The organism is Nonomuraea sp. NPDC049684, assembly GCF_044465345.1.
Classification (GTDB): Bacteria; Actinomycetota; Actinomycetes; order Streptosporangiales; family Streptosporangiaceae; genus Nonomuraea.
On sequence record NZ_JBITLO010000022.1, the window covers coordinates 14,619 to 35,124 of the forward strand.

The window sequence follows — 20,506 nt, forward strand, 5'->3', positions numbered from 1 at the left end:
CGGGTTCCCGCTCTCCCCGGCGTCGGTGGACGCCCGCGGAACGACGGGGGCGTCGTCGCACCGACAGGACAGGCCGATGGTGTGCGCTCACAAGGTGCCGAGCGCCCCGGCGGCACTGCCGCGCGTCGGTCGCGGGTCCGCCGCTCGGGCGGACGGGCCCGCCACGGGTCTGGGCGGATGCGCTCCGGCCCGGGGGTTCGCACCCGCGTGCCGCCGCTGACTGCAGGGCAGCGGCGCCGCGCCGAGCCCGCCGCCGGCCCCGCCACGGGGTCGGCGGCCTTCTCATGTCCCCCCTTGCGCGGCGCGGCCCGCTAGGGCAGCCGGACGCCGGTGCGCCGGGCTATCTGGGCCTGCAACCGGGCCATCTGCCAGTGAAGCTCCAGCAGCTGCTCGGCGAGCTGCATCCTGGGGATCTCGGCCACGTCTTCGATGGCCAGGTGGTCGATCGCGGCCGAAAGCTCTCCCATCGCGCGCCCCCACTCCATCAGCGTTCCTTGGATCGAATCCGCGTTCGAATACTATCGGAACGGCAGTCACGGTGTCAGTGTTTCGGCGCGCGAGTCACCCACGTTTCGCGCAGGTGATCGAAAAGCGGGCGGGCTCAGCCCTTGTTGTAGGCGGCGATGACTTCCTTCGGGTCGCCGTCCATCCGGATCTTGCCCTTGTGCAGCCAGATGACCCGGTTGCAGGTCTCCTCGATGACCTTGAGGTCGTGGGCGACCAGGAAGACCGTGCCGGCGGACTCGCGGATCTGCCGGATGCGGGCCTCGCTCTTCTTGCGGAACTCGCGGTCGCCCGTGGCCAGGGCCTCGTCGATGAGCAGGACGTCGTGGGTCTTGGCCGAGGAGATGGCGAAGCGCAGCCGCGCGCCCATGCCCGACGAGTACGTGGACATGGGCAGCTGGACGAACTCGTCGATGCCGGAGAAGTCGACGATCTCCTGGTACTTCTCCTTGACCTCCGCCGGCGTCATGCCCATGGCGTAACAGCCGAGGACGATGTTGCGCTCACCGGTCAGCTCGCGCATGAGCGCGGCGTTGACGCCGAGCAGCGACGGCTGGCCGTCGGTGTAGACGGCGCCCTCGTGCGGCGGGAGGAGGCCGGCGATGGCGCGCAGCAACGTGGACTTGCCCGACCCGTTGCGGCCCACGATGCCGATGGCGTCGCCGTGGTAGGCCACGAAGGTCACGCCCTTGACCGCGTGGACCTCCTTCATCTGCGGACGGCCCTGGCGCTTCAGCAGGCGCGTGAGGGCGTTGACCGCGTTGCCCTTCTCGTTGTCGGAGGCCGTGCCGTAGACGCGGTAGACGATGTGCAGGTCGTCGACGATGACGGTCGGGGTGCCCGTGGGTACGTCGAGCGGACTCTTGCCCCGGGGCTCCGGGTTGGGGTGCACCCTCACGTCCTTGCCGCGGACGGCGGGCTCCTCGCCCTTCACCTGTGACAGCTCCTCGGTCAGTTCAGCCACGCCCGTACCTCTCCTCGGACCGCCAGAAGTACCAGAAGCCGAAGCCGAGTGAGAACACTGCCCAGAATACGCAAGACACCCACACCATGGTCGGGGGGTAGTGTCCGTTTTGCGGGTGGTAACTCTTGATGAGGATGTCGCGCATCCACTCGATGTAGGAGGCCGTCGGGTTCAGGTACATCACGTCGGCGACCCACTGCGGGAGCTTCGCGGACCCGACCACCTTGTCCTGGATCGAGAAGAAGACGCCCGAGGCGTAGAGCCAGGTGCGGGTGATGAACGGCAGCAACTGGTTGAGGTCGCGCATCTGGGCGCCCATCCGCGCGATCACCAGGCTGGCCCCGATGTTGAACATCGTCTGGAGCGCCAGCACCACCGGGATCATGAGCCAGAACCAGGTGGGCCACTCGCCGGTGGCCGTCACGATGACGAGGAGCACGCCCATGGAGATGGCGAGCTGCTGCAACTCCTGGATCGTGTACGCCAGCGGCAGCGACGCGCGCGGGAAGTGCAGGGCGCGGATCATCGACAGGTTGCCGGAGATCGACTTGGCGCCCGCCGTCACCACGCGCTGGGTGTAGGTGAAGACGAACATCCCGGTCAGCAGGAAGGCCGGGTAGTTCTCGATGCCGCCCCGGCCGCCCAGGATGACGCCGAACATCACGTAGTAGATGCCGGCGTTGAGGAGGGGGGTCAGCACCTGCCACAGCTGGCCCAGGGCCGAGCTGGAGTACTTCGAGACGTTGCGGGACGTCGCGTACGTCAGGATGAAGTGTCGCCGCTCCCAGAGCTGGCGCAGATAGACAGGGAACCTCGGCCGCGCGATGGCACGGCGAAGTCCGTATCTCTCGGCGAGCTTGGCCAGCGGCTCCTGCCCGCTTCGGCCGCCCGCCTGGGCGTCCGCGACAGCGGATTCCGGCTGGCTCATGGCTAGGACTCTATTGGATCCAGGTCGGTGGGGTGCCTGCCGCGAGGGACGCGGCAGATGCTTGGACGGAGTCTTGGGGCGCCAGGTTCCAAGGTGCCGTCAAGACTCGCTCAACCGTAGCCCAGCGAGGCGGGCCATGGCGGGAAGGGCGCGACCACGGTCCTGTAGGGGGTAATTTTCATCCGCCGTTCACGTCGAAGCTTGACCTGTTTGAGCATCCTTGGGGTGTTTGTACTATTGCAGGAAGAATGTCTGTGACGCTGGATTGGCGCACGTGTGACCGAACTGCAACGCGCCAGAGACTCGCTGGTGGCAAGTAGTAAGGGATAGTCGCGATCGACTGGCAGGGCGTCGGCTGGTTTGACCATGTCAGCCAAATCCGGGGGATACCAGGAACCCCCCGTCAGGCTGCTTACCATCACCGCAGCTCAGCGCTGTCGCCCACCTGTAGAGGGAGGATTTTTTTCACCATGCGTGTTACTAAGGGCGCACAGATCGTCGCCGGTACCGCGCTGCTCGCCCTCGCGGTTGCCGCGTGTGGCGGCGGTGCCTCGGACGGCGGCACTGCCGCGGGCGGCGGCGAAACGCCGGTCCGCATGGAGATCGGTGAGCCTCAGGAGCTCCTCAACCCGCTGAACACCACCGAGACCGAGGGCTCCGAAGTCCTCGCCGCGGTGTTCTCGCCGCTCGTCAAGTACGACGAGAACAAGCAGCCGGTTGAAGAGGCCGCCGAGTCGATCACCACCCAGGACAGCAAGGTCTGGACGATCAAGCTCAAGGCCGGTTACACCTGGCACGACGGCAAGCCGGTCACCGCAGCCGACTACGCGCGGGCCTGGAACTATGGCGCCAACCAGGACAACGCCATGAGCTCCTCCGCCTTCTTCTCCCGCATCGACGGCTTCGCCGACGTCCACCCGGGCGAGGGCAAGACGCCGACGGCCAAGGAGATGAAGGGCCTCAAGGCTGTCGACGACAGCACCCTTGAGGTGACGCTGTCCGCACCGTTCTCGCAGTTCAAGACGATGCTCGGGTACACCGCCTTCTACCCGCTGCCGGCCTCCGCGCTCGGCGCCGACGGCAAGGTGACCCAGGCCTACGGCGAGCAGCCGATCGGCCAGGGCCTGTTCAAGGTCGACAAGCCCTACAAGAAGGGCGGCGCGCAGACCATCGACATGACGGTCTACGACAAGTTCCCCGGCCCCAAGCCGAAGAACTGGACCAAGCTGCAGTTCAAGATCTACAGCTCGGCCGAGACCGCCTTCCAGGACCTCCAGGCCGAGAACCTGGACGTGGACGACTCGCTGCCCGCCTCGGCGATCGCGACCGCCAAGTCCGTCCTCGGCGACCGTTACTTCGACGAGCCCGACGCCTCTGTCGGTTACATCGGCGTCCCGCTGAAGTACAACCCCGAGTTCAAGAACCCGGACGTGCGCAAGGCCATCTCCATGGCCATCGACCGCAAGACCATCACCGAGACGGTCTTCGCGGGCACCCGCGCCCCGGCCGACGACTTCATCAACCCGGCCATCCCCGGTTACCGTCAGGGCGCCTGCACGGCCTGCACGTACAACCCGGCCGAGGCGAAGAAGCTCTACGCCGACGCCAAGGGCCCGACCAAGCTGGAGCTCGGCTACAACGGCGACGGCGGCCACAAGGAGTGGATCGAGGCCGTCGCCAACAACCTCCGCGCCAACCTGGGCATCGAGGTCACGCCGAAGCCGTTCGAGAACTTCAAGGCCATCCTGGACGACCTGGACGCCAAGAAGTACAAGGGCCTGTTCCGCATGGGCTGGTCGATCGACTACCCGTCGGCCGAGAACTACCTGACGCCGATCTTCGGCACCCAGGCCATCTCGACCGGCTCGAACTACGGCGGTTACGAGAACAAGGAGTTCGACGACATCGTCGCCAAGGGCGACCAGGCCGCCGACGCCGCCGAGGGCCTCAAGCTCTACCAGCAGGCCGACGACATCCTGATCAAGGACATGCCGTACATCCCGGTCTACTTCTACCGGAGCAACTTCGGACACTCCGCCAAGGTCAAGGGCGTCAAGCTGAACCTGCTCAACCAGGTTCAGTGGGCCGACATCGAGAAGGCCTGACGTCATTCGCCGGGCGGACGGCTCTTGCCGTCCGCCCATCGGAGGACTGAGCTTGGAGGCAGTCACTTTGGGGCCGGGCAAACCGCGGCTACGAGGGTGACTGCCTCCACGCATGTACCGGAGGGCTTGAATGGGCCGTTATGTCATCAGGCGACTGCTGCAGGCGATACCCGTCCTGCTCGGCGCCACGCTACTCATCTTCGCGATCGTCTTCGCCCTGCCCGGCGACCCCATCCAGGCACTGGCGGGCGAGAAGCGCCTGGACCCGGCTGTGGCCGAGGTCCTGCGCGACCAGTACCACCTGAATGATCCGCTGCTGCTGCAGTACTGGTACTACCTCAGCGGCGTGCTGTTCCACGGCGACTTCGGGACCACCTTCTCCAGGATCCCGGTCTCGCAGCTCATGGCCGGCAAGTTCCAGGTCACGCTGAACCTCGCGCTGACCGCGCTCGTCATGGAGGCCATCATCGGCGTCGGCCTCGGCCTGTGGGCGGCGCTGCGCCGCGGCAAGGCCTCCGACACCGCCATCCTCGCCTCGACGCTGCTGCTGATCTCCGTCCCCACGCTGGTGACGGGCTTCGTGCTGCAGCTCGTGCTCGGAGTCAAGCTCAAGCTGTGGACGGGAAGCGACATCTTCCCCGTGGCCGGCATCTCGGCCGGGTTCCGCAGCTACCTGCTGCCCGGTTTTGTGCTCGCCGGCACGTCGATCGCCTATCTCACCAGGTTGACGCGCACCAGCCTGGTGGAGACGCTGCGCGCGGACTACATCCGCACGGCCACCGCCAAGGGCCTGGCCAAACGCCGCGTCATCGGCAGGCACGGGCTACGCAACGCCCTGATCCCGCTGGTCACTTACCTCGGCGCCGACCTCGGGAACCTGATGGGCGGCGCGGTCATCACGGAGACGATCTTCAACCTGCCGGGCATCGGCAACCAGCTGTTCCAATCGATCCTGCTGCGAGAACAACCGGTCGTCGTGGGCATCGTGACGGTGCTGGTGCTGATCTACATCCTGGCCAACCTGGTCGTCGACATGTTGTACGCAGTGCTCGACCCGAGGATCCGCTATGAGTAACGAAGCAAACGTCGGGCCCATGCTGCCGGAAGCGAAGTCGCTGGTCACGGAGGCCCCGGCGCCACCGTCCCCCGACAAGCAGGGCAGGCGCGGCAAGCAGAAGCAGGAGAAGCCCGCCAGCCTGTGGACCGACGCCTGGTACGACCTGCGCCGCCGGCCGATGTTCATCGTCTCCGCGGTGCTGATCGCGATCCTGCTGGTCATGGCGTTCTGGCCGTCGTTGTTCACCTCGATCGACCCGACCAACGCCCAGACCTGCGACCTGTCCACCGCCCGGCAGCTCCCCAGCGTGGGGCACCCGTTCGGCAAGGACAGCCAGGGCTGTGACGTGTTCGCCAGGACGATCTACGGCGCCCGCAACTCGATCGTGATCGGCGTGACCACCACGATCATCACCATGATCGTGGGCGGCCTGCTGGGGCTGTTCGCCGGTTTCCGCAGCGGCCTGATCGACTCGGTCTCCTCCCGGGTCACCGAGATCTTCTTCGCGATCCCGCCGATCCTGGGCGCGCTGCTCATCGCCGCCACCTTCCGCGACAGCGGCATCAACAGCATCATGCTGGTCATCGCGGCTCTGGCGGTGCTCGGCTGGCCGATGGTGTTCCGCATCATGCGGGCCTCGGTGATCACGGCCAAGAGCCAGGACTTCGTGGTCGCCGCGCGCGCGGTGGGCGCGGGCCAGTGGCGCATCATGTTCAAGCACCTGCTGCCGAACTCGCTGGCGCCGGTGATCGTGGTCAGCACGATCAACCTCGGCGGTTACATCGCGGCGGAGGCGGCGCTGTCGTTCCTCGGGGTCGGCGTGCAGTCGCCGGACATCTCGTGGGGCCTCATGATCGCCGACGCCCGGCCGCGGTTCCTCGACGCGTCGCTGCCGCTGTTCTTCCCGGCCCTGTTCCTGAGCATCACGGTGCTCGCGTTCATCATGCTGGGCGACGCCGTGCGTGACGCTCTCGATCCGAAGCTCAGGTAGAAGGGGGGATCAAGTGAAGAAGACGTCGACAGACGTGTTGCCCGCCGAGGGAGGGCTGGGCGACGAACCGCTGCTCGCGGTGGACGATCTGCACGTGGAGTTCCGTACGCGTCAGGGCGTCGTGCGCGCGGTGAACGGCGTGAGCTACACGGTCAACCCCGGTGAGACGCTGGCGGTGCTCGGCGAGTCGGGTTCGGGCAAGTCCGTGACCGCTCAGGCGATCATGGGCATCCTGGACATGCCGCCGGCCGTCATCCCCAAGGGCGAGATCCGCTTCAAGGGCACCGACCTGCTCAAGCTCTCGGAGGACGCGCGCACCCAGGTGCGCGGCCAGCGCATCGCGATGGTCTTCCAGGACGCCCTCTCGGCGCTCAACCCGGTGTTCACCGTGGGCTGGCAGATCAGCGAGATGTTCCGGGTCCACCGCGGCATGTCCAAGCGCGACGGCATGAACAAGGCCGTCGAGCTGATGGACAAGGTCCGCATCCCGGCCGCCCGCCAGCGCGTCAACGACTATCCGCACCAGTTCTCGGGCGGCATGCGGCAGCGCATCATGATCGCGATGTCGATCGCGCTCGACCCCGAGGTGCTGATCGCCGACGAGCCGACCACCGCCCTGGACGTGACCGTCCAGGCGCAGATCATGGAACTGCTGGCCGAGCTGCAGCGCGAGAGCCAGATGGGCATGATCCTGATCACCCACGACCTGGGCGTCGTGGCGGACGTGGCCGACAAGATCTCGGTCATGTACGCCGGCCGGATCGTGGAGAACGCCCCAGTTCACGACATCTACCGGGCGCCGGCGCACCCGTACACGAAGGGCCTGCTGGAGTCCATCCCCCGGGTGGACCTCAAGGGCCAGGAGCTGTACGCGATCAAGGGTCTGCCGCCCAACCTGCTCGACCTGCCGAGCGGGTGCGCGTTCAATCCCCGGTGCCCGTACCGGCAGGACAACTGCGTGACCGCCGCCCCCCAGCTCTACGAGATCAGCGGCACGCGTGGCAGCGCCTGCCACTACTGGAGGGAGGTCCTCGATGGCGAACGGCAGTGAGCGCATCCTTGAGGTTCGCGACCTGGTCAAGCACTTCCCCCTGACCCAGGGCATCGTCTTCAAGAAGCAGATCGGCGCGATCAAGGCCGTGGACGGCGTCTCGTTCGACCTGAACAGGGGCGAGACGCTGGGCATCGTGGGCGAGTCGGGCTGTGGCAAGTCCACGCTGGCCAAGGTGCTGATGGCGCTGGAACGGCCGACCTCGGGCTCGGTGAAGATCAACGGCAAGGACATCGCCAAGGCCAGGGGCGGCGACCTCAAGCGCATGCGCCGCAACATCCAGATGGTGATGCAGGACCCGTACACCTCGCTGAACCCCCGGATGACCGTCGGCGACATCATCGGCGAGCCGTACGAGATCCACACGGAGGTGGCGCCCAAGGGCGACCGCCGCCGCAAGGTGCAGGAGCTGCTGGAGGTCGTCGGGCTCAACCCCGACCACATCAACCGCTACCCGCACCAGTTCTCCGGCGGCCAGCGGCAGCGCATCGGCATCGCCCGCGGCCTGGCGTTGCAGCCGGAGATCATCGTCTGCGACGAGCCCGTCTCGGCGCTGGACGTGTCGATCCAGGCCCAGGTGATCAACTTGCTGGAGCGGCTGCAGAACGAGTTCAACCTGGCCTACATCTTCATCGCCCACGACCTGTCGGTGGTCCGCCACATCTCCGACCGGGTCGGCGTGATGTACCTGGGCAAGTTCGTGGAGCTCGGCAAGGACGTCGAGATCTACGACAAGCCGGCTCATCCGTACACGCAGGCGCTGCTGTCGGCGGTGCCGGTTCCCGACCCCGAGGGCCGGGAGCAGCGCGAGCGGATCATCCTGCAGGGCGACCCGCCCTCGCCCGCCAACCCGCCGTCGGGCTGCCGCTTCCGCACCCGCTGCTGGAAGGCGCAGGAGATCTGCGCGGAGGAGGAGCCGTTGCTGCAGATCCGGACGGGGACCGGGCACGAGAGCGCCTGTCACTTCGCCGAGACGCACGACGTGGTGCACGCGGGCTGACCGCGCTGGACCGTGAGGCCCTCCGGGAGCACTTCCTTCCCGGAGGGCCTTGTCACGTGGTGGCCACGATCGCCGAGCCCTGGCCGAACAGTCACGTGGTGGCCACGATCGCCGAGCCGTGGCCGAAGAGCCCCTGGTTGACCGCCAGGCCGACGCGCGCGCCCGGCACCTGCCGCCCGCCCGCCGCGCCGCGCAGCTGGTACGTCAGCTCGCACAGCTGCGCGATCGCCTGGGCCGGGATCGCCTCGCCGAAGGAGGCCAGGCCGCCCGACGGGTTGACCGGCACCCGGCCGCCGAGCGCGGTCTCGCCCGCCCGCAGCAGCTTGTCCGCCTCGCCCGGCGGGCACAGGCCGACGTCCTCGACCCAGTCCAGCTCCAGAGCGGTGGACAGGTCGTACACCTCGGCGAAGGAGACGTCCTCGGGGCCGAGGCCGGCCTCCTCGTAGGCCGTGTGCGCGATCGCGGCCCTGAAGGGCCTCTCGGGTGCGGGAACGGCGGCGCAGGACTCGGTGGCGAAGTTCGGCAGCTCCAGGATCGTGTTGGGGAAGGTCGGGGTCACCGTGGAGACGGCGGCCAGGCGCACCGGGGCCGTCGCGCCGAGCCGCCTGGCGTACGCCTGCGAGGCCAGCACGACCGCGGCCCCGCCGTCGGAGGTGGCGCAGATGTCCATCAGGCGCAGCGGGTCGGCCACCATGGGCGAGGCGAGCACCTCCTCCGCCGTGACCGCGCGGCGGTAGCGGGCCATGGGGTTGAGCGAGCCGGCGCGCGCGTTCTTGACCTTGACGGCGGCGAAGTCGTCGCCGGTGGAGCCGTACAGGGCCATGCGCCGGCGGGCGTACAGGCCGAAATAGGCGGGGTTGGTCGCGCCGAGCAGGCGGAAGCGCAGCCAGTCGGGGTCGTCGGGCCGGTCGCCGCCGACCGGCTTGAAGAAGCCCTTGGGGGTGGAGTCCGCGCCCACCACGAGCGCGACGTCGCAGAGCCCGGCCAGGATCCTGGTCCGCGCGATGTCCACGGCCTGGGCCCCCGACGCGCAGGCGGCGTAGCAGGAGGCGATCCTGGCGCCCGTCCAGCCCAGGGCCTGGGCGTAGGTGGCGCCGGCGACGAAGCCGGGGTAGCCGTTCCTGATCGTGTCGGCGCCCACCACGTACTGGACGTCCGTCCAGGCCACGCCGGCGTCGCGGAGGGCGGCGCGGGCGGCGGCGACGCCGTACTCGGCGAAGGGACGTCCCCACTTGCCCCACGGGTGCATGCCCGCGCCGAGCACCACCACCGCGCTCACGAGACCCGCCCCCACATCCACACCAGCGGCCCGTCGGCCAGCGGCCCGTGCACGAGCTCCAGCTCCATGCCCACCTCCAGATCGGCGGCCGTGAGGTCCTTGACCTGGCCGAGCACCACCAGCCCGGCGTCGTCGAGCTCGACGGCGGCCAGCGTGACCGGCCGGTACGGCCGCGCCGCCACGAACGGCTCCGGCGGCGGGTAGCCGGCTTCGGTGTAGGACCAGACCCGCCCGCGCCGCGGCAGCCGGACCTCGGCCGTCTCCTCGCCCGTCTCCTCGCCCGCGCAGCGCGGGTTGCGGCACAGGCCGGGCTGCGGCGGGAAGGCGACGGTCCCGCAGGTCAGGCAGGTGGTGCCGAGGAGGTGGGTGGCGCCGTCCTCGTCGATGGCGAACCAGCCGTCGATCGCTAAGGTCATAGCCAGGAGTATCACACAAGCGCTTGCTAGGGTGAATCCCCGCGCCGCCTCCGCCGGGTCGCGACCACCCGCGCCGACATGGCCGCCGCCAGCGCCACCATCCCGGCCACGACCGGCGCCCTGGAGGCGGGCGGCCGGGCCGGCCCCCGCCCGAAGTACGGGCCGGGCCGGGCGGCCGGTGAGGCCCTTCCGTGGGCCAGCCGCCGGGCCTCCCGCAGGGCGAGCGTCGCGTCGGCCACCCCGTGCCCGTAGGCGGGGCTGTGGCCGCGCGCGGGCCGCCTCCTGGTGCCGCGCTCGATGGCCGTGCGCACCTGGTACGGCGACAGGTCCGGATGGGCCGACCGCACCAGGGCGGCCACGCCCGCGACCATGGCCGCCGCCGAGCTGGTGCCGTCGCCGGCCACGTACCCGTCGCCGCCGTCGGCCGTGACGACGTCCGTGCCCGGCGCGACCACCGACAGGTAGTCCTGGCGGTTGGAGAAGGGGGCCACCCTGAGCCGCCGGTCCACCGCGCCCACGGCGATCACGCCCGGGTAGGCGGCGGGGAAGTTCTTCCTGTTGGCCGTGTCGCCGTCGTTGCCCGCCGAGGCCACCAGGACCGCGCCGCGGGCGAGCGCGTACTGCACGGCCTCCTCCTCGGCCGCCGAGCCCTCCCACGCGCCGCTGCCGCCGCCGAGGGACATGCTGATCACGTCCGCGCCGTGGTCGGCCGCGTACCTGATGCCGGCGGCCAGGGCGTCGCGGCGGCCGGCGCGCTGCTCGGCGCGCAGCGGGTCGGTGTTCTCCAGCGTGACCCTGATCGACAACACCCGCGCCGCGGGGGCCACGCCGACCACGCCCTCCGCGCGCCTCTCGCCGTGCCCGCGGCCGGCGATCAGGCCGGCCATGGCGGTGCCGTGGTGCCCCCACAGCCGCGGCGGCGCGCCGGTCAGGTCGGGGCCCTGGACGACGGCCCCCCGCAGGTCGGGGTGGCGGCCGTTCACGCCGGTGTCCAGGACGGCCACCAGCACGCCCGCGCCCCGGCTCTCCCGCCACGCCTTGGGCGCGCGCAGCGCCGCGAGCTGCCACTGCCGGGCCCGCGCGGCGGCGCCCACGCCGCCGGGGACGCTCGGCGAGGCCGCCGTCCGCACGTCGTCGGTGGCGCTGGACGCCACGCCCGCGACCCCGGCCGCCAGGATCAGAGCCGGCAGCAGGGACGCGAGCGCCCTCATCGGGTCAGCGCCCGGTACAACGTCTCGGCGAGCTGCCGGGCGACCCCGCGCAGCCGCGGCGCGGCCCGGTCGCCCGGCCGGTACGCCCGCCCGTCGGCGTACCCCGCGGCCGTCGCCACGAGGTAGGGGTCGCCCGACCCGGCCAGCGCCCCGGTGACGTACTGCCGCCGGCCGAACCGCTCGGCGGGCCCGCCGGGGAAGGCCACAGGACGCACGGTGGCCGGGCGCGCCCCCCGGTACGTCCCGGGGCCCGGCACGCCGAGCACGGCGATGCCGACGGTCGCCACGTACGTCTGGGTGCTGTCGGCGTACGTGGCCCGCAGGGCGGTGAGGCAGCCGGGCCGCACCGCGGCGGCCTGGAACGCCACCCGGCACGGCGCCTCCGGAGCCACGCCCGCCAGCACGTACGTCACCCTGGCCCCCGACGGGCTGAGGCCCGGCACGACCAGGGGGAAGATCCGCGTCACCGGCCAGGCGTGCCAGCGCTCCGGCACGGGCGCGTCGGCCTGCGGGCAGAACATGGACAGGATGGAGAGCAGCACGACGGACAGTTGGTACACGTCAACCTCGAACGGGAGGGGAGGGACGCCCGATCTGCCGTGCATTCTGGCACGCGGCCGATGATTCGTTCCGACGCTTCGGTAAACAGCCCGATACGCGGAGTAATTGATGTTATGCGGCTATTCGCCCTAGCGTGTAGGCGAAAGTCGGACATGCGCCCCAGGTGGGAGCCCCAGCCGCTGCGCCGCGTCGCCGTAGTTGACCGCGATGGCGATCAGCCCCGCCGAGTCCGTGAACGCCACCAGCTCGCCCGGCGGCACCGCCGCGAACGTCGCCCGGAAGGGCATCGCGAGCTGCCGCCGCCCCAGCCACACCCCCAGCGTGTCGCCCACCTGGACGCCCAGCGCCTGAAGGTCGCCGGCCGCGATCGACAACTGCGTGTTGCCGTAGCGGTCGACCGAGACGACCTCGCCCTCGACCGAGCCCTCCCGCAGCAGCGAGGTCGGCGCGGGCAGCGTGACCAGCCGCTCGACCGGCACCGGGGGGCCCAGCTCGGCCGGGTCCAGGCCGCCGGCCAGCCGCCCGGCGACCGGCGAGAAGACGTCCCGGCCGTGGAAGGTCGGCGACACCGGCCGCAGGAAGTGCTCCTCGTTGCTCAGCGCGTACGCGGCCCGCGCGCCGCCGCTGGCGCGCACCGCCCAGGACAGCAGCCCGTTGTCCGGGCCGACGAACATCCGGCCGCCCGCCTCGACCGCCACCGACCGCCGCGCGCCGCCCACGCCGGGATCGACCGCGCCGATGTGGACGCCTTCCGGGAGGTAGGGGATGGTCTGGGCGAGGATCGCCGCGCCCCGCCGTACGTCGCCGGACGGGACGAGGTGGCACACGTCGATCACCCGCGCCTCGGGCGCGATCCCGGCGATCACTCCGTGGCAGGCGGCCACATAGCCGTCTTCGAGCCCGTAGTCCGTGAGGAGCGTGATGACTGGGGTCACATTTCGTGACTGTACGTCCGGCAATCTGCCGTGAACAGCCGCAGATCGCACATTACGATTGGCCACGGGCCGCGAAGCGTGCGATGTGATCGTCGCACGCCCCTTCCCGAGGAGGACATCATGGGAGCACCGCTCAGCGGTGACAGTGCTGCCCAGGAACCGTCCCAGACATCCCTCAACGACCGTGATCTCGAACTCCTCGCCTTCGAACGCCAATGGTGGCGGCACGCGGGCGCCAAGGAGCAGGCCATCAAGGAGACCTTCGGGTTCTCGGCCACCCGCTACTACCAGTTGCTCGGCGAGTTGATCGACAGACCGGAGGCGCTGGAGCAGGACCCGATGCTGGTCAAACGGCTGCGAAGGTTGCGCTCCACCCGTCAGCGCGACCGTGCGGCGAGACGGCTCGGCATGCGCCCCTGACCGGCTGGGTACGGCAGCCGCGTGAGGAACATCCCTGGTATGGAAGCGATCCTTAAAGATCCGTCCGGCGCCGTGATCGGGCTCGACTTCGACGGAACCCTGTCGCCGATCGTGCCCGATCCCGCCTCCGCCAAGATCCACCCCGAGGCCCCCGCCGTGCTCGCCGAACTCGGCGCCCACGTCGGGGCCGTGGCCATCGTGACCGGCAGGCCGGCGGCCACCGCGCTCGAACTCGGGCCCGGCCTGGCCGACGTGCCCGGCCTCGTGGTGCTCGGCCACTACGGCTTCGAACGGTGGGAGCACGGACGCGTCTCGGCGCCGCCGCCGCCGCCCGGCGTGCCGCGCGTACGGGCCGAGCTGCCCCTGCTGCTCGACGCGCTCGGCCTGCACGGCGTGGTGATCGAGGACAAGGGCCGGGCGGTGGCCGTGCACACCAGGCGCGCCCCCGACCCCGAGGGCGCGCTCGCCGTGCTGCGCGAGCCGCTGGCCGAGCTGGCCGGGAAGCACGGCCTGGTGATCGAGCCGGGACGCATGGTCCTGGAGCTGCGCCCGCCCGGCATGGACAAGGGCCACGCGCTCGGGCTGTTCCTGGCCGAGCGGGACGCCAGGTCCGTCATGTTCGTCGGCGACGACCTCGGCGACCTGGCCGCCTTCGACGCCGTACGCGCCTCCGGGCTGCCCGGCGTGACCGTGTGCAGCGGCTCGGCCGAGGTGACCGCGCTGGCCGAGCGGGCCGACATCGTGGTCGACGGGCCCGACGGCGTGGTGGCGCTGCTGCGGGAGCTGACGACGGCCTTCACCCGCCCCTGACGCCCCAGCCGTTCGTGAGCCGGCTCGCGGCCCTGCGCCGTTCGGGCCGGCTCGCGGCTTTCCGCCGTTCGTGATCGGGCCAGCTTCGGGGTGGTTCGCGGCTTTCAGCCGTTCGTGGTGGGGGTGGTTCGCGGCTTTCAGCCGTTCGTGATTGGGCTGCAAGTGGCGGGTCCTACGTTGGTGCGCATGTCACGACGATCTCTCGCTCTCGCCGCCGCCTCGGCCGCGACCCTGGCGACCCTGGCGGCCGCGCTCGCCGTCCCCGGCGCCGCCTCCGCCGCTCCCGCGCAGCAGCTCAAGCTGCGTGGCGGCCTGACGCTCTACATCCCGATCGAGTGGGTGGTCCACCGCACGGGCGGCGACGTCGTCCAGGTGGTCACCGGCCGGTGCGCCAAGCCGCAGGGCTGGGGCTCGCCCGAGTGCGACGCGTTCTACGTCCTCGGCCCCGGCGCGATCAAGCGGGGCGCCGAGGGGTTCGGGCCCTACACGGGCAAGAACCCGTACTATCCGGCCAGCGACGTGCAGCCCTGCCCGATCAACCGCAAGTGGGGCGAGGTCGTCGGCCCCAAGGTCACCAGGGGCTACCGGCAGGTGGGGGCGGGGCACAAGGCCGCCTACAACGCCTGGCAGGCCACCTGCGTCAGCTACTCGGGCGGCGGCGTCAAGGCCCGTTTCACCCAGCGCGAGTGGTACCTGCCGAAGAGCCGGATCCTCGTCGTCGACCAGTGGGACACCCCCGGCCTGGCCGACACGCTCAAGTACGCCGACTGGAGATGAGCACCCCGGCGACCGCCAGGCCGATGACCACGGGCACCAGCAGGAACGCGTTCCCGGTGCCGTAGCCGTCGGCCACCGCGCCGAGCAGCAGCGGGCCGATCGCCATGGCGGCGCCCGCCCACACGGGCGAGGCGGCCGCCGCCCGGTCCGCCCGGTCGCCGGAGGCGGCGATCAGCGTGCTCAGCGCGAGCGGGAACTGCAGCGACGCGCCCAGCCCGCTCAGCGCCAGCCCCACGTACGACAGGATCGGCGCGGTGCTCGCCCAGAACAGCGCCCAGCCGAAGGCCATCAGCCCCAGCGCGCCGGCTAGCAGCGGCGTGGCCGGCAGCCGCAGCGCGAGCTGCGCGCCGGCGAACCTGCCCGCCGCCATGCCGCTGACGAACGCCGTCAGCCCGGTCGCCGCGACGGCCGCCGGCACGCCCGTCCTGAGGGCGAACAGGTCGGCGGCCCACAGGTTGAACGAGAACTCCAGCGCCACGCAGCAGAACAGCACGCCCCCGGCCAGATGGAAGCGCCACCCGCCGCCCGCCCGCACCGGGACGGCCTCCCCGGCGAGCACGCCGCCCTGTCCGCCGGCGGCCCGCCGGGGCGCGGGCCAGGAGCGGCCCAGCGACAGCGCCAGCAGGACGCTGACGGCCGGGGTGACCAGCAGGGCGGCCCGCCAGCCGAGCGCGCTCTGCGCCACCTGGCTGAGCACGAACGTCGCCACCATCCCCACCAGCACGCCCACGGCGTTGGCCTCGCTGAGCGCGGCCGGCCCGGCGGCCCCGTGATGGTCGCTGAGCTCGGCCATCGCCGCGTAGAGCATGACCGAGCCGAAGCCGCCGGCCACGCCGTAGCCGAGCAGCGTCAGGGGCAGCGCGGAGGTGGCCATGACCAGCAGCACGCCGGCGTTCATCCCGGCCAGGCCGAGCCAGCACGTCGAGCGCCGGCCGAGCAGCCTGGTGAGCAGGGGGAGCGCGAGCCCGGCGGCGATCGTCCCGACCGCCATGGCGGTGCCGTGCAGCCCGGCGACGGTGGCCGTGGTGCGCTGGTCGGCGCGCAGGAGCGGGAGGGCGGCGCTCAGGCCGTACACGAACGTGGCGAACGTGCCGAGCAGGAAGTAGATGAGCCAGGTAGGACGGTCCCGGACGAGTCTGATGGGCACTGAGACCGTCGACACCCGGCCGCCTCCGTCATTGGCAGTGAACCCGACTTCTCATGTTAAAGCAGGGCGTCGAGTTGGGACTCCAGCCACTTGTGCGGCGGCAGCGCGGTGGCCGCCTCGTGCAGCCGGTCGCGGCGCCGCCGGCGTTCGTCCTCGGGCATCACCAGGGCCTGGTGCAGCGCGTCCGCCGTGCCGCTCACGTCGTAGGGGTTGACCACCAGCGCGTACGGCCCCAGCTCGGCCGCCGCCCCCGCCTCGCGCGAGAGCACCAGGGCGCAGCGCGGCGACAGGACCGGCCCCTCCTTGGCGACCAGGTTCATGCCGTCACGGATGGGGTTGACCAGCAGCACGTCCGCCAGCCGGTAGGCGGCCAGCGAGCGCGGGTAGTCGTCGTTGACGTTGAGGATGACCGGGTCCCAGTCCTCGGTGGCGTACTCGTCCTCGATCTCGCGCGCGCAGCGCTGCACCGACGCGGTGTACTCGCGGTATTCGGGCAGGTCGTGCCGGCTGGGATAGGCGAAGGCCAGGTGGACCACCTTGCCGTGCCACTCCGGATGGGCGGCCAGGAACTCCCGGTAGGCCAGCAGGCCGCGCACGATGTTCTTGGACAGCTCGGTGCGGTCGATGCGGACGATCAGCCGGCGTCCGGCCACCTGTTCGGCCAGCGCTGCCATGTGCGACTCGACGTCGGGCTCGCAGGCCCGCGCCCACAGCGCCGCGCCGTCCACGCCCAGGCTGTGCACGCCGACGCGGGTCGTCCTGCCCTCGTGGGCGACCGTGCCGGCCGCGCGGTCCACCCGCGCGCCCAGCAGCGCCTCGCAGCAGTCCATGAACGCCGCCGCCCACCGGGCGGTGAGGAAGCCCGCGTGGTCGGCCCCAAGGATGCCGTCGAGCACCTCCCTGGTGACCGCGTCGGGCAGCAGGGAGAAGTACTCGGGAGGCGCCCACGGCGTGTGGCTGAAGTGGGCGATGCGCAGGTCGGGCCGCTCGGCGCGGAGCATCGCCGGGGTGAGCGTCAGGTGGTAGTCCTGGACCATCACGCGCGCGCCGTGCCCGGCCTCCTCGGCCAGCGCCAGCGCGAACGCGCCGTTGTAGTCGCGGTAGGACTCCCATTCGCGCCGGAACTTGGTGCCGAAACTGGGGGAGTTGGGGATGTCGTACAGCAGGTGGTTGACGAACCACAGGGTCGAGTTGGCCACGGCGTTGTAGGCGCGGTGGAAGGTGGCCGCGGGGATGTCGAGCATCCGCAGGGCGCCCGTGTCGTAGCCGCCGCGGTCGAGCCGGCCCCCAGGGGCCAGGCGCACGGCGCTGCGGTCGCCGTCGGACAGCGCGGCGCACACCCACAGCACGCCGTGCTCCTTGGCCACCCCCGACAGGCCCGACACGAGGCCGCCACCACCGCGTTTCATGGTCAGCTCACCGTCGTCGTCGACGGTGAAGGAGACCGGCCCGCGGTTGGACGCCACGAGAACGCTGTTCATTTGGGCTCCCTTCGCCCATAGGATCCCAGCTATGGCGCTAGATGAGCTAACCGAGGAACTCGCCCGCTCGGCCGCGGCCGGAGACCATCGCGCGCTCGGCGAGCTCCTGGCCAGGATCGAGCCTGACGTGATGCGCCACTGCGCCCGGATCCTGCCCTATCACCAGGACGCGGAAGAAGCCTCGCAGGACACTCTGCTGGCCGTGGCGCGCAACATCGGCCGGTTCGAGGGGCGGGCCAGGTTCAGCACCTGGCTGCACATCGTGACCGCCAACTGCGCGCGCACCACCTACCGCTCGCTGAAGCGCAGGGCCGCCGAGCAGACGTCGGAGGAGCTGCCGATGCAGAAGCCGGACGCGCGGCGGGTCAGCGTGATCGCCGGCTCGCGGCTTGACCTGCTCGACGCGATGGAGGCGCTGGAGGCCGACAAGCCCGACCTGGCCCAGGCGCTGGTGCTGCGCGACATCGTCCAGCTCGACTACAACGAGGTGGCCGAGCAGCTCAACATCCCGCTCGGCACCGCCAAGTCCCGCATCCACCAGGCCCGCAAGTACGTGCAGGGAGTCCTCGGGGAGGACTATCGGTGAGACGTGTCCTCTCGCATGCTGAGACGGGTGGTTGTTTCCACCACTTGAGAAGGTAGAGTCCTTTTCGAACAACTGAATATTGCTCATCCAGAGGGGTGGAGGGACCGGCCCTGCGAAGCCCCGGCAACCCTCCCGGCTTGTGCTCGCGACCTGGCGAGGCCGACCGGGACAAGGTGCCAATTCCGGTTCGCGGTCAAGGTGGCCGCGGGCGAAGATGAGGGAAGGCCTCGCTTCATGTCGCTCGACTTTGGTCCTGCCGTCGCTCTGTCCTGCCGCGAGTGCGGCACGCGCTACCCCCTGGGCCCCAGCTTCGCCTGCCTGGAGTGTTTCGGGCCGCTCGAAGCGGCCTACTCCTTCGGCCAGGTGACCCGCGCGGACATCGAGTCCGGCCCCGCCAACATCTGGCGCTACCGCTCCCTGCTCCCGGTCCCCGCCGACGTGGCGAGCAAGCCCAACATGAACCCGGGCTGGACGAAGCTGGTCAAGGCCGGCAACCTCGGCAAGGCGCTCGGCATCCGGTCCCTGCACGTCAAGGACGACTCGGGCAACCCCACCCACTCCTTCAAGGACCGGGTGGTCGCCATCGCCGTCGAGGCGGCCAGGAACTTCGGGTTCCACACGCTCTCCTGCTCCTCCACGGGCAACCTCGCCGGCGCGGTCACCGCCGCCGCCGCGCGGGCCGGCCTCGACGCGTGCGTGTTCATCCCGGCCGACCTCGAAGCGGCCAAGATCGCCATGGCCCGGGTGTTCGGCGGCCGGCTGATCGGCATCGACGGCACGTACGACGAGGTCAACCGGTTCTGCTCGGAGCTGATCGGCGACCCGCTGGGCGAGCGGTGGGGGTTCGTCAACGTCAACCTGCGGCCCTACTACGCCGAGGGGTCGAAGACGCTCGCGTACGAGATCGCCGAGCAGCTCGGCTGGCGGCTGCCGGAGCAGATCGTCATCCCCATCGCCTCCGGCTCCCAGCTCACGAAGATCGACAAGGGGTTCAAGGAGCTGATCGCGCTCGGGCTGGTCGAGGACACGCCGTACAAGGTGTTCGGGGCGCAGGCGGCCGGGTGCTCGCCGGTCTCGGCGGCGTACAAGGCGGGGCACGACGTCGTCCAGCCGGTCAAGCCGGACACGATCGCCAAGTCGCTGGCCATCGGCAACCCCGCCGACGGGCCGTACGTGCTGGACATCGCCCGGCGCACGGGCGGGGGCGTCGAGGACGTCACGGACACCGAGATCGTCGCCGCCATCAAGCTCCTGGCCTCCACCGAGGGCATCTTCGCCGAGACCGCGGGCGGCGTCACGGTGGGCGTGCTGAAGAAGCTCGTCGAGTCGGGCAGGCTCGACCCCGAGGCCGAGACGGTGGTCCTGAACACCGGCGACGGCCTGAAGACGCTCGACGCGATCAGCGACGACGCGCGGCCCACCGCCGTGATCCGGCCCTCTCTCGACGCGTTCCGCGCGACTGTCTGACTATCCAGGAAAGGCAACAAAAACCATGAGCGTTTCTGTGCGGATTCCCACCATTCTGCGCACTTACACCGGGGGTAACGCCGAAGTGAGTGGCGAAGGGGCGACTCTTCGTGACGTTCTCGCCAAGCTCGACTCCGACTACCCGGGGATCGGCGCGAGAATTCTGGATGAATCGGGCAAGATTCGTCGTTTTGTCAACGTTTACGTTGGTGATGAGGATGTCCGTTTCGCCGAGGGCCTGGACACTCCCGCCCCGGAAGGCACTCAGATCTCCATCATCCCCGCCGTCGCGGGCGGCTGACCGCCGGACCACCGACTCTTGAAGGCGCCCCTTGTGGGCGCCTTCTTGTTTTAGAACCAAATTCAACCTCGAACGACTCAGCCTTCGATGAAATTAGCGTTTTGTCGGTTGACTCTGTTGCCAAACCCCGTGCCACAGGTATGGTCGAGGGCGATCGTCTGGCTGATTTTCCCAAAAGTCATGCGATTACGGGTCTCGCGAAGGAATGGGCGAGATCTGCGAGCCCAGTAAGAGGAGTCGGAAGTGGCGCAGGGCACCGTCAAGTGGTTCAACGCGGACAAGGGCTACGGCTTCATCGCGGTAGACGGTGGTAAGGATGTATTCGTCCATTACTCAGCGATCATGATGGACGGGTACCGCTCTCTCGAACAGGGACAGCGCGTCGAGTTCGAGATCACGCAGGGCCAGAAGGGGCCGCAGGCGGAGTCCGTCCGCACGGTCTGATTCACCCTCGCTGGTATGCACCAGGCGGGACGTGCGGCAGCGCAGTCCGTACGGGCTCGCCACTGTTTCCT

General features: G+C 70.2%; 22 protein-coding genes and 1 riboswitch. Of the genes, 12 read left to right on the forward strand and 10 right to left on the reverse strand.

All coding sequences use genetic code 11. The features are described from left to right. Nucleotides 1–311: 311 nt before the first annotated feature. The 3 genes from ACIBST_RS43965 to ACIBST_RS43975 form a co-directional block, all read right to left on the reverse strand. Entirely contained in the window at nt 312–467 is a 156-nt protein-coding gene (locus ACIBST_RS43965; protein ID WP_185845322.1) for a hypothetical protein, read from the reverse strand. Nucleotides 468–601: 134 nt separating this feature from the next. Continuing rightward, complete coding sequence (locus ACIBST_RS43970; protein WP_397179429.1) at nt 602–1,468, reverse strand: ABC transporter ATP-binding protein; 867 nt, start codon at nt 1,466–1,468, stop codon at nt 602–604. Next, nucleotides 1,461–2,396 carry an ABC transporter permease gene (locus tag ACIBST_RS43975; RefSeq protein ID WP_352320850.1) on the reverse strand — a complete coding sequence of 312 codons (936 nt, stop codon included), beginning with the start codon at nt 2,394–2,396 and terminating at the stop codon, nt 1,461–1,463. The genes ACIBST_RS43970 and ACIBST_RS43975 overlap by 8 nt, the downstream gene beginning before the upstream one ends. A gap of 596 nt (nt 2,397–2,992) precedes the next feature. Here ACIBST_RS43975 and ACIBST_RS43980 point away from each other — a divergent pair. The 5 genes from ACIBST_RS43980 (at nt 2,993) to ACIBST_RS44000 (ending at nt 8,600) form a co-directional block, all read left to right on the forward strand. After that, complete coding sequence (locus tag ACIBST_RS43980) at nt 2,993–4,501, forward strand: ABC transporter substrate-binding protein (protein ID WP_397179430.1); 1,509 nt, start codon at nt 2,993–2,995, stop codon at nt 4,499–4,501. Nucleotides 4,502–4,631: 130 nt separating this feature from the next. Further along, nucleotides 4,632–5,576, forward strand: a complete 945-nt coding sequence (locus tag ACIBST_RS43985) for an ABC transporter permease (protein ID WP_397179431.1) — start codon at nt 4,632–4,634, stop codon at nt 5,574–5,576. Then, entirely contained in the window at nt 5,569–6,549 is a 981-nt protein-coding gene (locus tag ACIBST_RS43990; RefSeq protein WP_397179432.1) for an ABC transporter permease, read from the forward strand. The genes ACIBST_RS43985 and ACIBST_RS43990 overlap by 8 nt, the downstream gene beginning before the upstream one ends. 13 nt (nt 6,550–6,562) lie before the next feature. Next, entirely contained in the window at nt 6,563–7,600 is a 1,038-nt protein-coding gene (locus tag ACIBST_RS43995; protein ID WP_352361745.1) for an ABC transporter ATP-binding protein, read from the forward strand. Next, nucleotides 7,584–8,600, forward strand: coding sequence for an ABC transporter ATP-binding protein (locus ACIBST_RS44000; RefSeq protein ID WP_397179433.1), 1,017 nt, complete (start codon nt 7,584–7,586; stop codon nt 8,598–8,600). The genes ACIBST_RS43995 and ACIBST_RS44000 overlap by 17 nt, the downstream gene beginning before the upstream one ends. Before the next feature lie 91 nt (nt 8,601–8,691). Here ACIBST_RS44000 and ACIBST_RS44005 read toward each other — a convergent pair whose 3' ends face one another. From ACIBST_RS44005 to ACIBST_RS44025, 5 genes are all read right to left on the reverse strand, one after another. Beyond that, a complete protein-coding gene (locus tag ACIBST_RS44005; RefSeq protein WP_397179558.1) occupies nt 8,692–9,849 on the reverse strand; it encodes a lipid-transfer protein in 1,158 nt (385 codons plus the stop codon). A gap of 26 nt (nt 9,850–9,875) precedes the next feature. Next, the gene (locus tag ACIBST_RS44010; RefSeq protein ID WP_397179434.1) at nt 9,876–10,295 is read right to left on the reverse strand and encodes a Zn-ribbon domain-containing OB-fold protein; all 420 of its coding nucleotides are present in this window, start codon (nt 10,293–10,295) and stop codon (nt 9,876–9,878) included. Between the two features lie 26 nt (nt 10,296–10,321). Beyond that, nucleotides 10,322–11,506: a S8 family serine peptidase gene (locus ACIBST_RS44015; RefSeq protein ID WP_397179435.1), complete on the reverse strand. Its 1,185-nt coding sequence runs from the start codon at nt 11,504–11,506 to the stop codon at nt 10,322–10,324. Beyond that, nucleotides 11,503–12,066, reverse strand: coding sequence for a hypothetical protein (locus ACIBST_RS44020; RefSeq protein ID WP_397179436.1), 564 nt, complete (start codon nt 12,064–12,066; stop codon nt 11,503–11,505). Before ACIBST_RS44020 ends, ACIBST_RS44015 begins: the two co-directional genes overlap by 4 nt. Before the next feature lie 129 nt (nt 12,067–12,195). Further along, complete coding sequence (locus tag ACIBST_RS44025) at nt 12,196–13,002, reverse strand: S-adenosyl-l-methionine hydroxide adenosyltransferase family protein (protein ID WP_397179437.1); 807 nt, start codon at nt 13,000–13,002, stop codon at nt 12,196–12,198. A gap of 120 nt (nt 13,003–13,122) precedes the next feature. On the opposite strand from ACIBST_RS44025, the gene ACIBST_RS44030 reads away from it, so the two are divergent. From ACIBST_RS44030 to ACIBST_RS44040, 3 genes are all read left to right on the forward strand, one after another. Further along, nucleotides 13,123–13,422 (forward strand): DUF3263 domain-containing protein, encoded by a 300-nt coding sequence (locus ACIBST_RS44030; protein WP_364339926.1) that lies wholly within the window; start codon nt 13,123–13,125, stop codon nt 13,420–13,422. Nucleotides 13,423–13,461: 39 nt separating this feature from the next. Continuing rightward, a complete protein-coding gene (otsB, locus tag ACIBST_RS44035; RefSeq protein ID WP_397179438.1) occupies nt 13,462–14,232 on the forward strand; it encodes a trehalose-phosphatase in 771 nt (256 codons plus the stop codon). Nucleotides 14,233–14,418: 186 nt separating this feature from the next. Beyond that, complete coding sequence (locus tag ACIBST_RS44040) at nt 14,419–15,009, forward strand: hypothetical protein (RefSeq protein ID WP_397179439.1); 591 nt, start codon at nt 14,419–14,421, stop codon at nt 15,007–15,009. Here ACIBST_RS44040 and ACIBST_RS44045 read toward each other — a convergent pair. Together ACIBST_RS44045 and ACIBST_RS44050 are read right to left on the reverse strand one after the other, a co-directional pair. After that, entirely contained in the window at nt 14,987–16,171 is a 1,185-nt protein-coding gene (locus tag ACIBST_RS44045) for an MFS transporter (protein ID WP_397179440.1), read from the reverse strand. The genes ACIBST_RS44040 and ACIBST_RS44045 overlap by 23 nt on opposite strands. Nucleotides 16,172–16,212: 41 nt before the next feature. Continuing rightward, nucleotides 16,213–17,637, reverse strand: a complete 1,425-nt coding sequence (locus ACIBST_RS44050; RefSeq protein ID WP_397179441.1) for a trehalose-6-phosphate synthase — start codon at nt 17,635–17,637, stop codon at nt 16,213–16,215. A 31-nt stretch (nt 17,638–17,668) separates the two neighbouring features. Between ACIBST_RS44050 and ACIBST_RS44055 the strand changes: the two genes are divergently transcribed. The 4 genes from ACIBST_RS44055 to ACIBST_RS44070 all read left to right on the forward strand — a co-directional run bounded on the left by ACIBST_RS44055 (nt 17,669) and on the right by ACIBST_RS44070 (nt 20,435). Beyond that, nucleotides 17,669–18,223: an RNA polymerase sigma factor gene (locus tag ACIBST_RS44055; protein WP_189654051.1), complete on the forward strand. Its 555-nt coding sequence runs from the start codon at nt 17,669–17,671 to the stop codon at nt 18,221–18,223. A gap of 80 nt (nt 18,224–18,303) precedes the next feature. Beyond that, a riboswitch (SAM riboswitch) is annotated at nt 18,304–18,444 on the forward strand. A gap of 13 nt (nt 18,445–18,457) precedes the next feature. Continuing rightward, nucleotides 18,458–19,690 carry a threonine synthase gene (gene thrC, locus ACIBST_RS44060; RefSeq protein WP_397179442.1) on the forward strand — a complete coding sequence of 411 codons (1,233 nt, stop codon included), beginning with the start codon at nt 18,458–18,460 and terminating at the stop codon, nt 19,688–19,690. A gap of 25 nt (nt 19,691–19,715) precedes the next feature. Beyond that, entirely contained in the window at nt 19,716–19,991 is a 276-nt protein-coding gene (locus tag ACIBST_RS44065) for a MoaD/ThiS family protein (protein ID WP_352361720.1), read from the forward strand. 243 nt (nt 19,992–20,234) lie between these two features. Beyond that, entirely contained in the window at nt 20,235–20,435 is a 201-nt protein-coding gene (locus ACIBST_RS44070) for a cold-shock protein (RefSeq protein WP_106250594.1), read from the forward strand. Nucleotides 20,436–20,506: the final 71 nt, after the last annotated feature.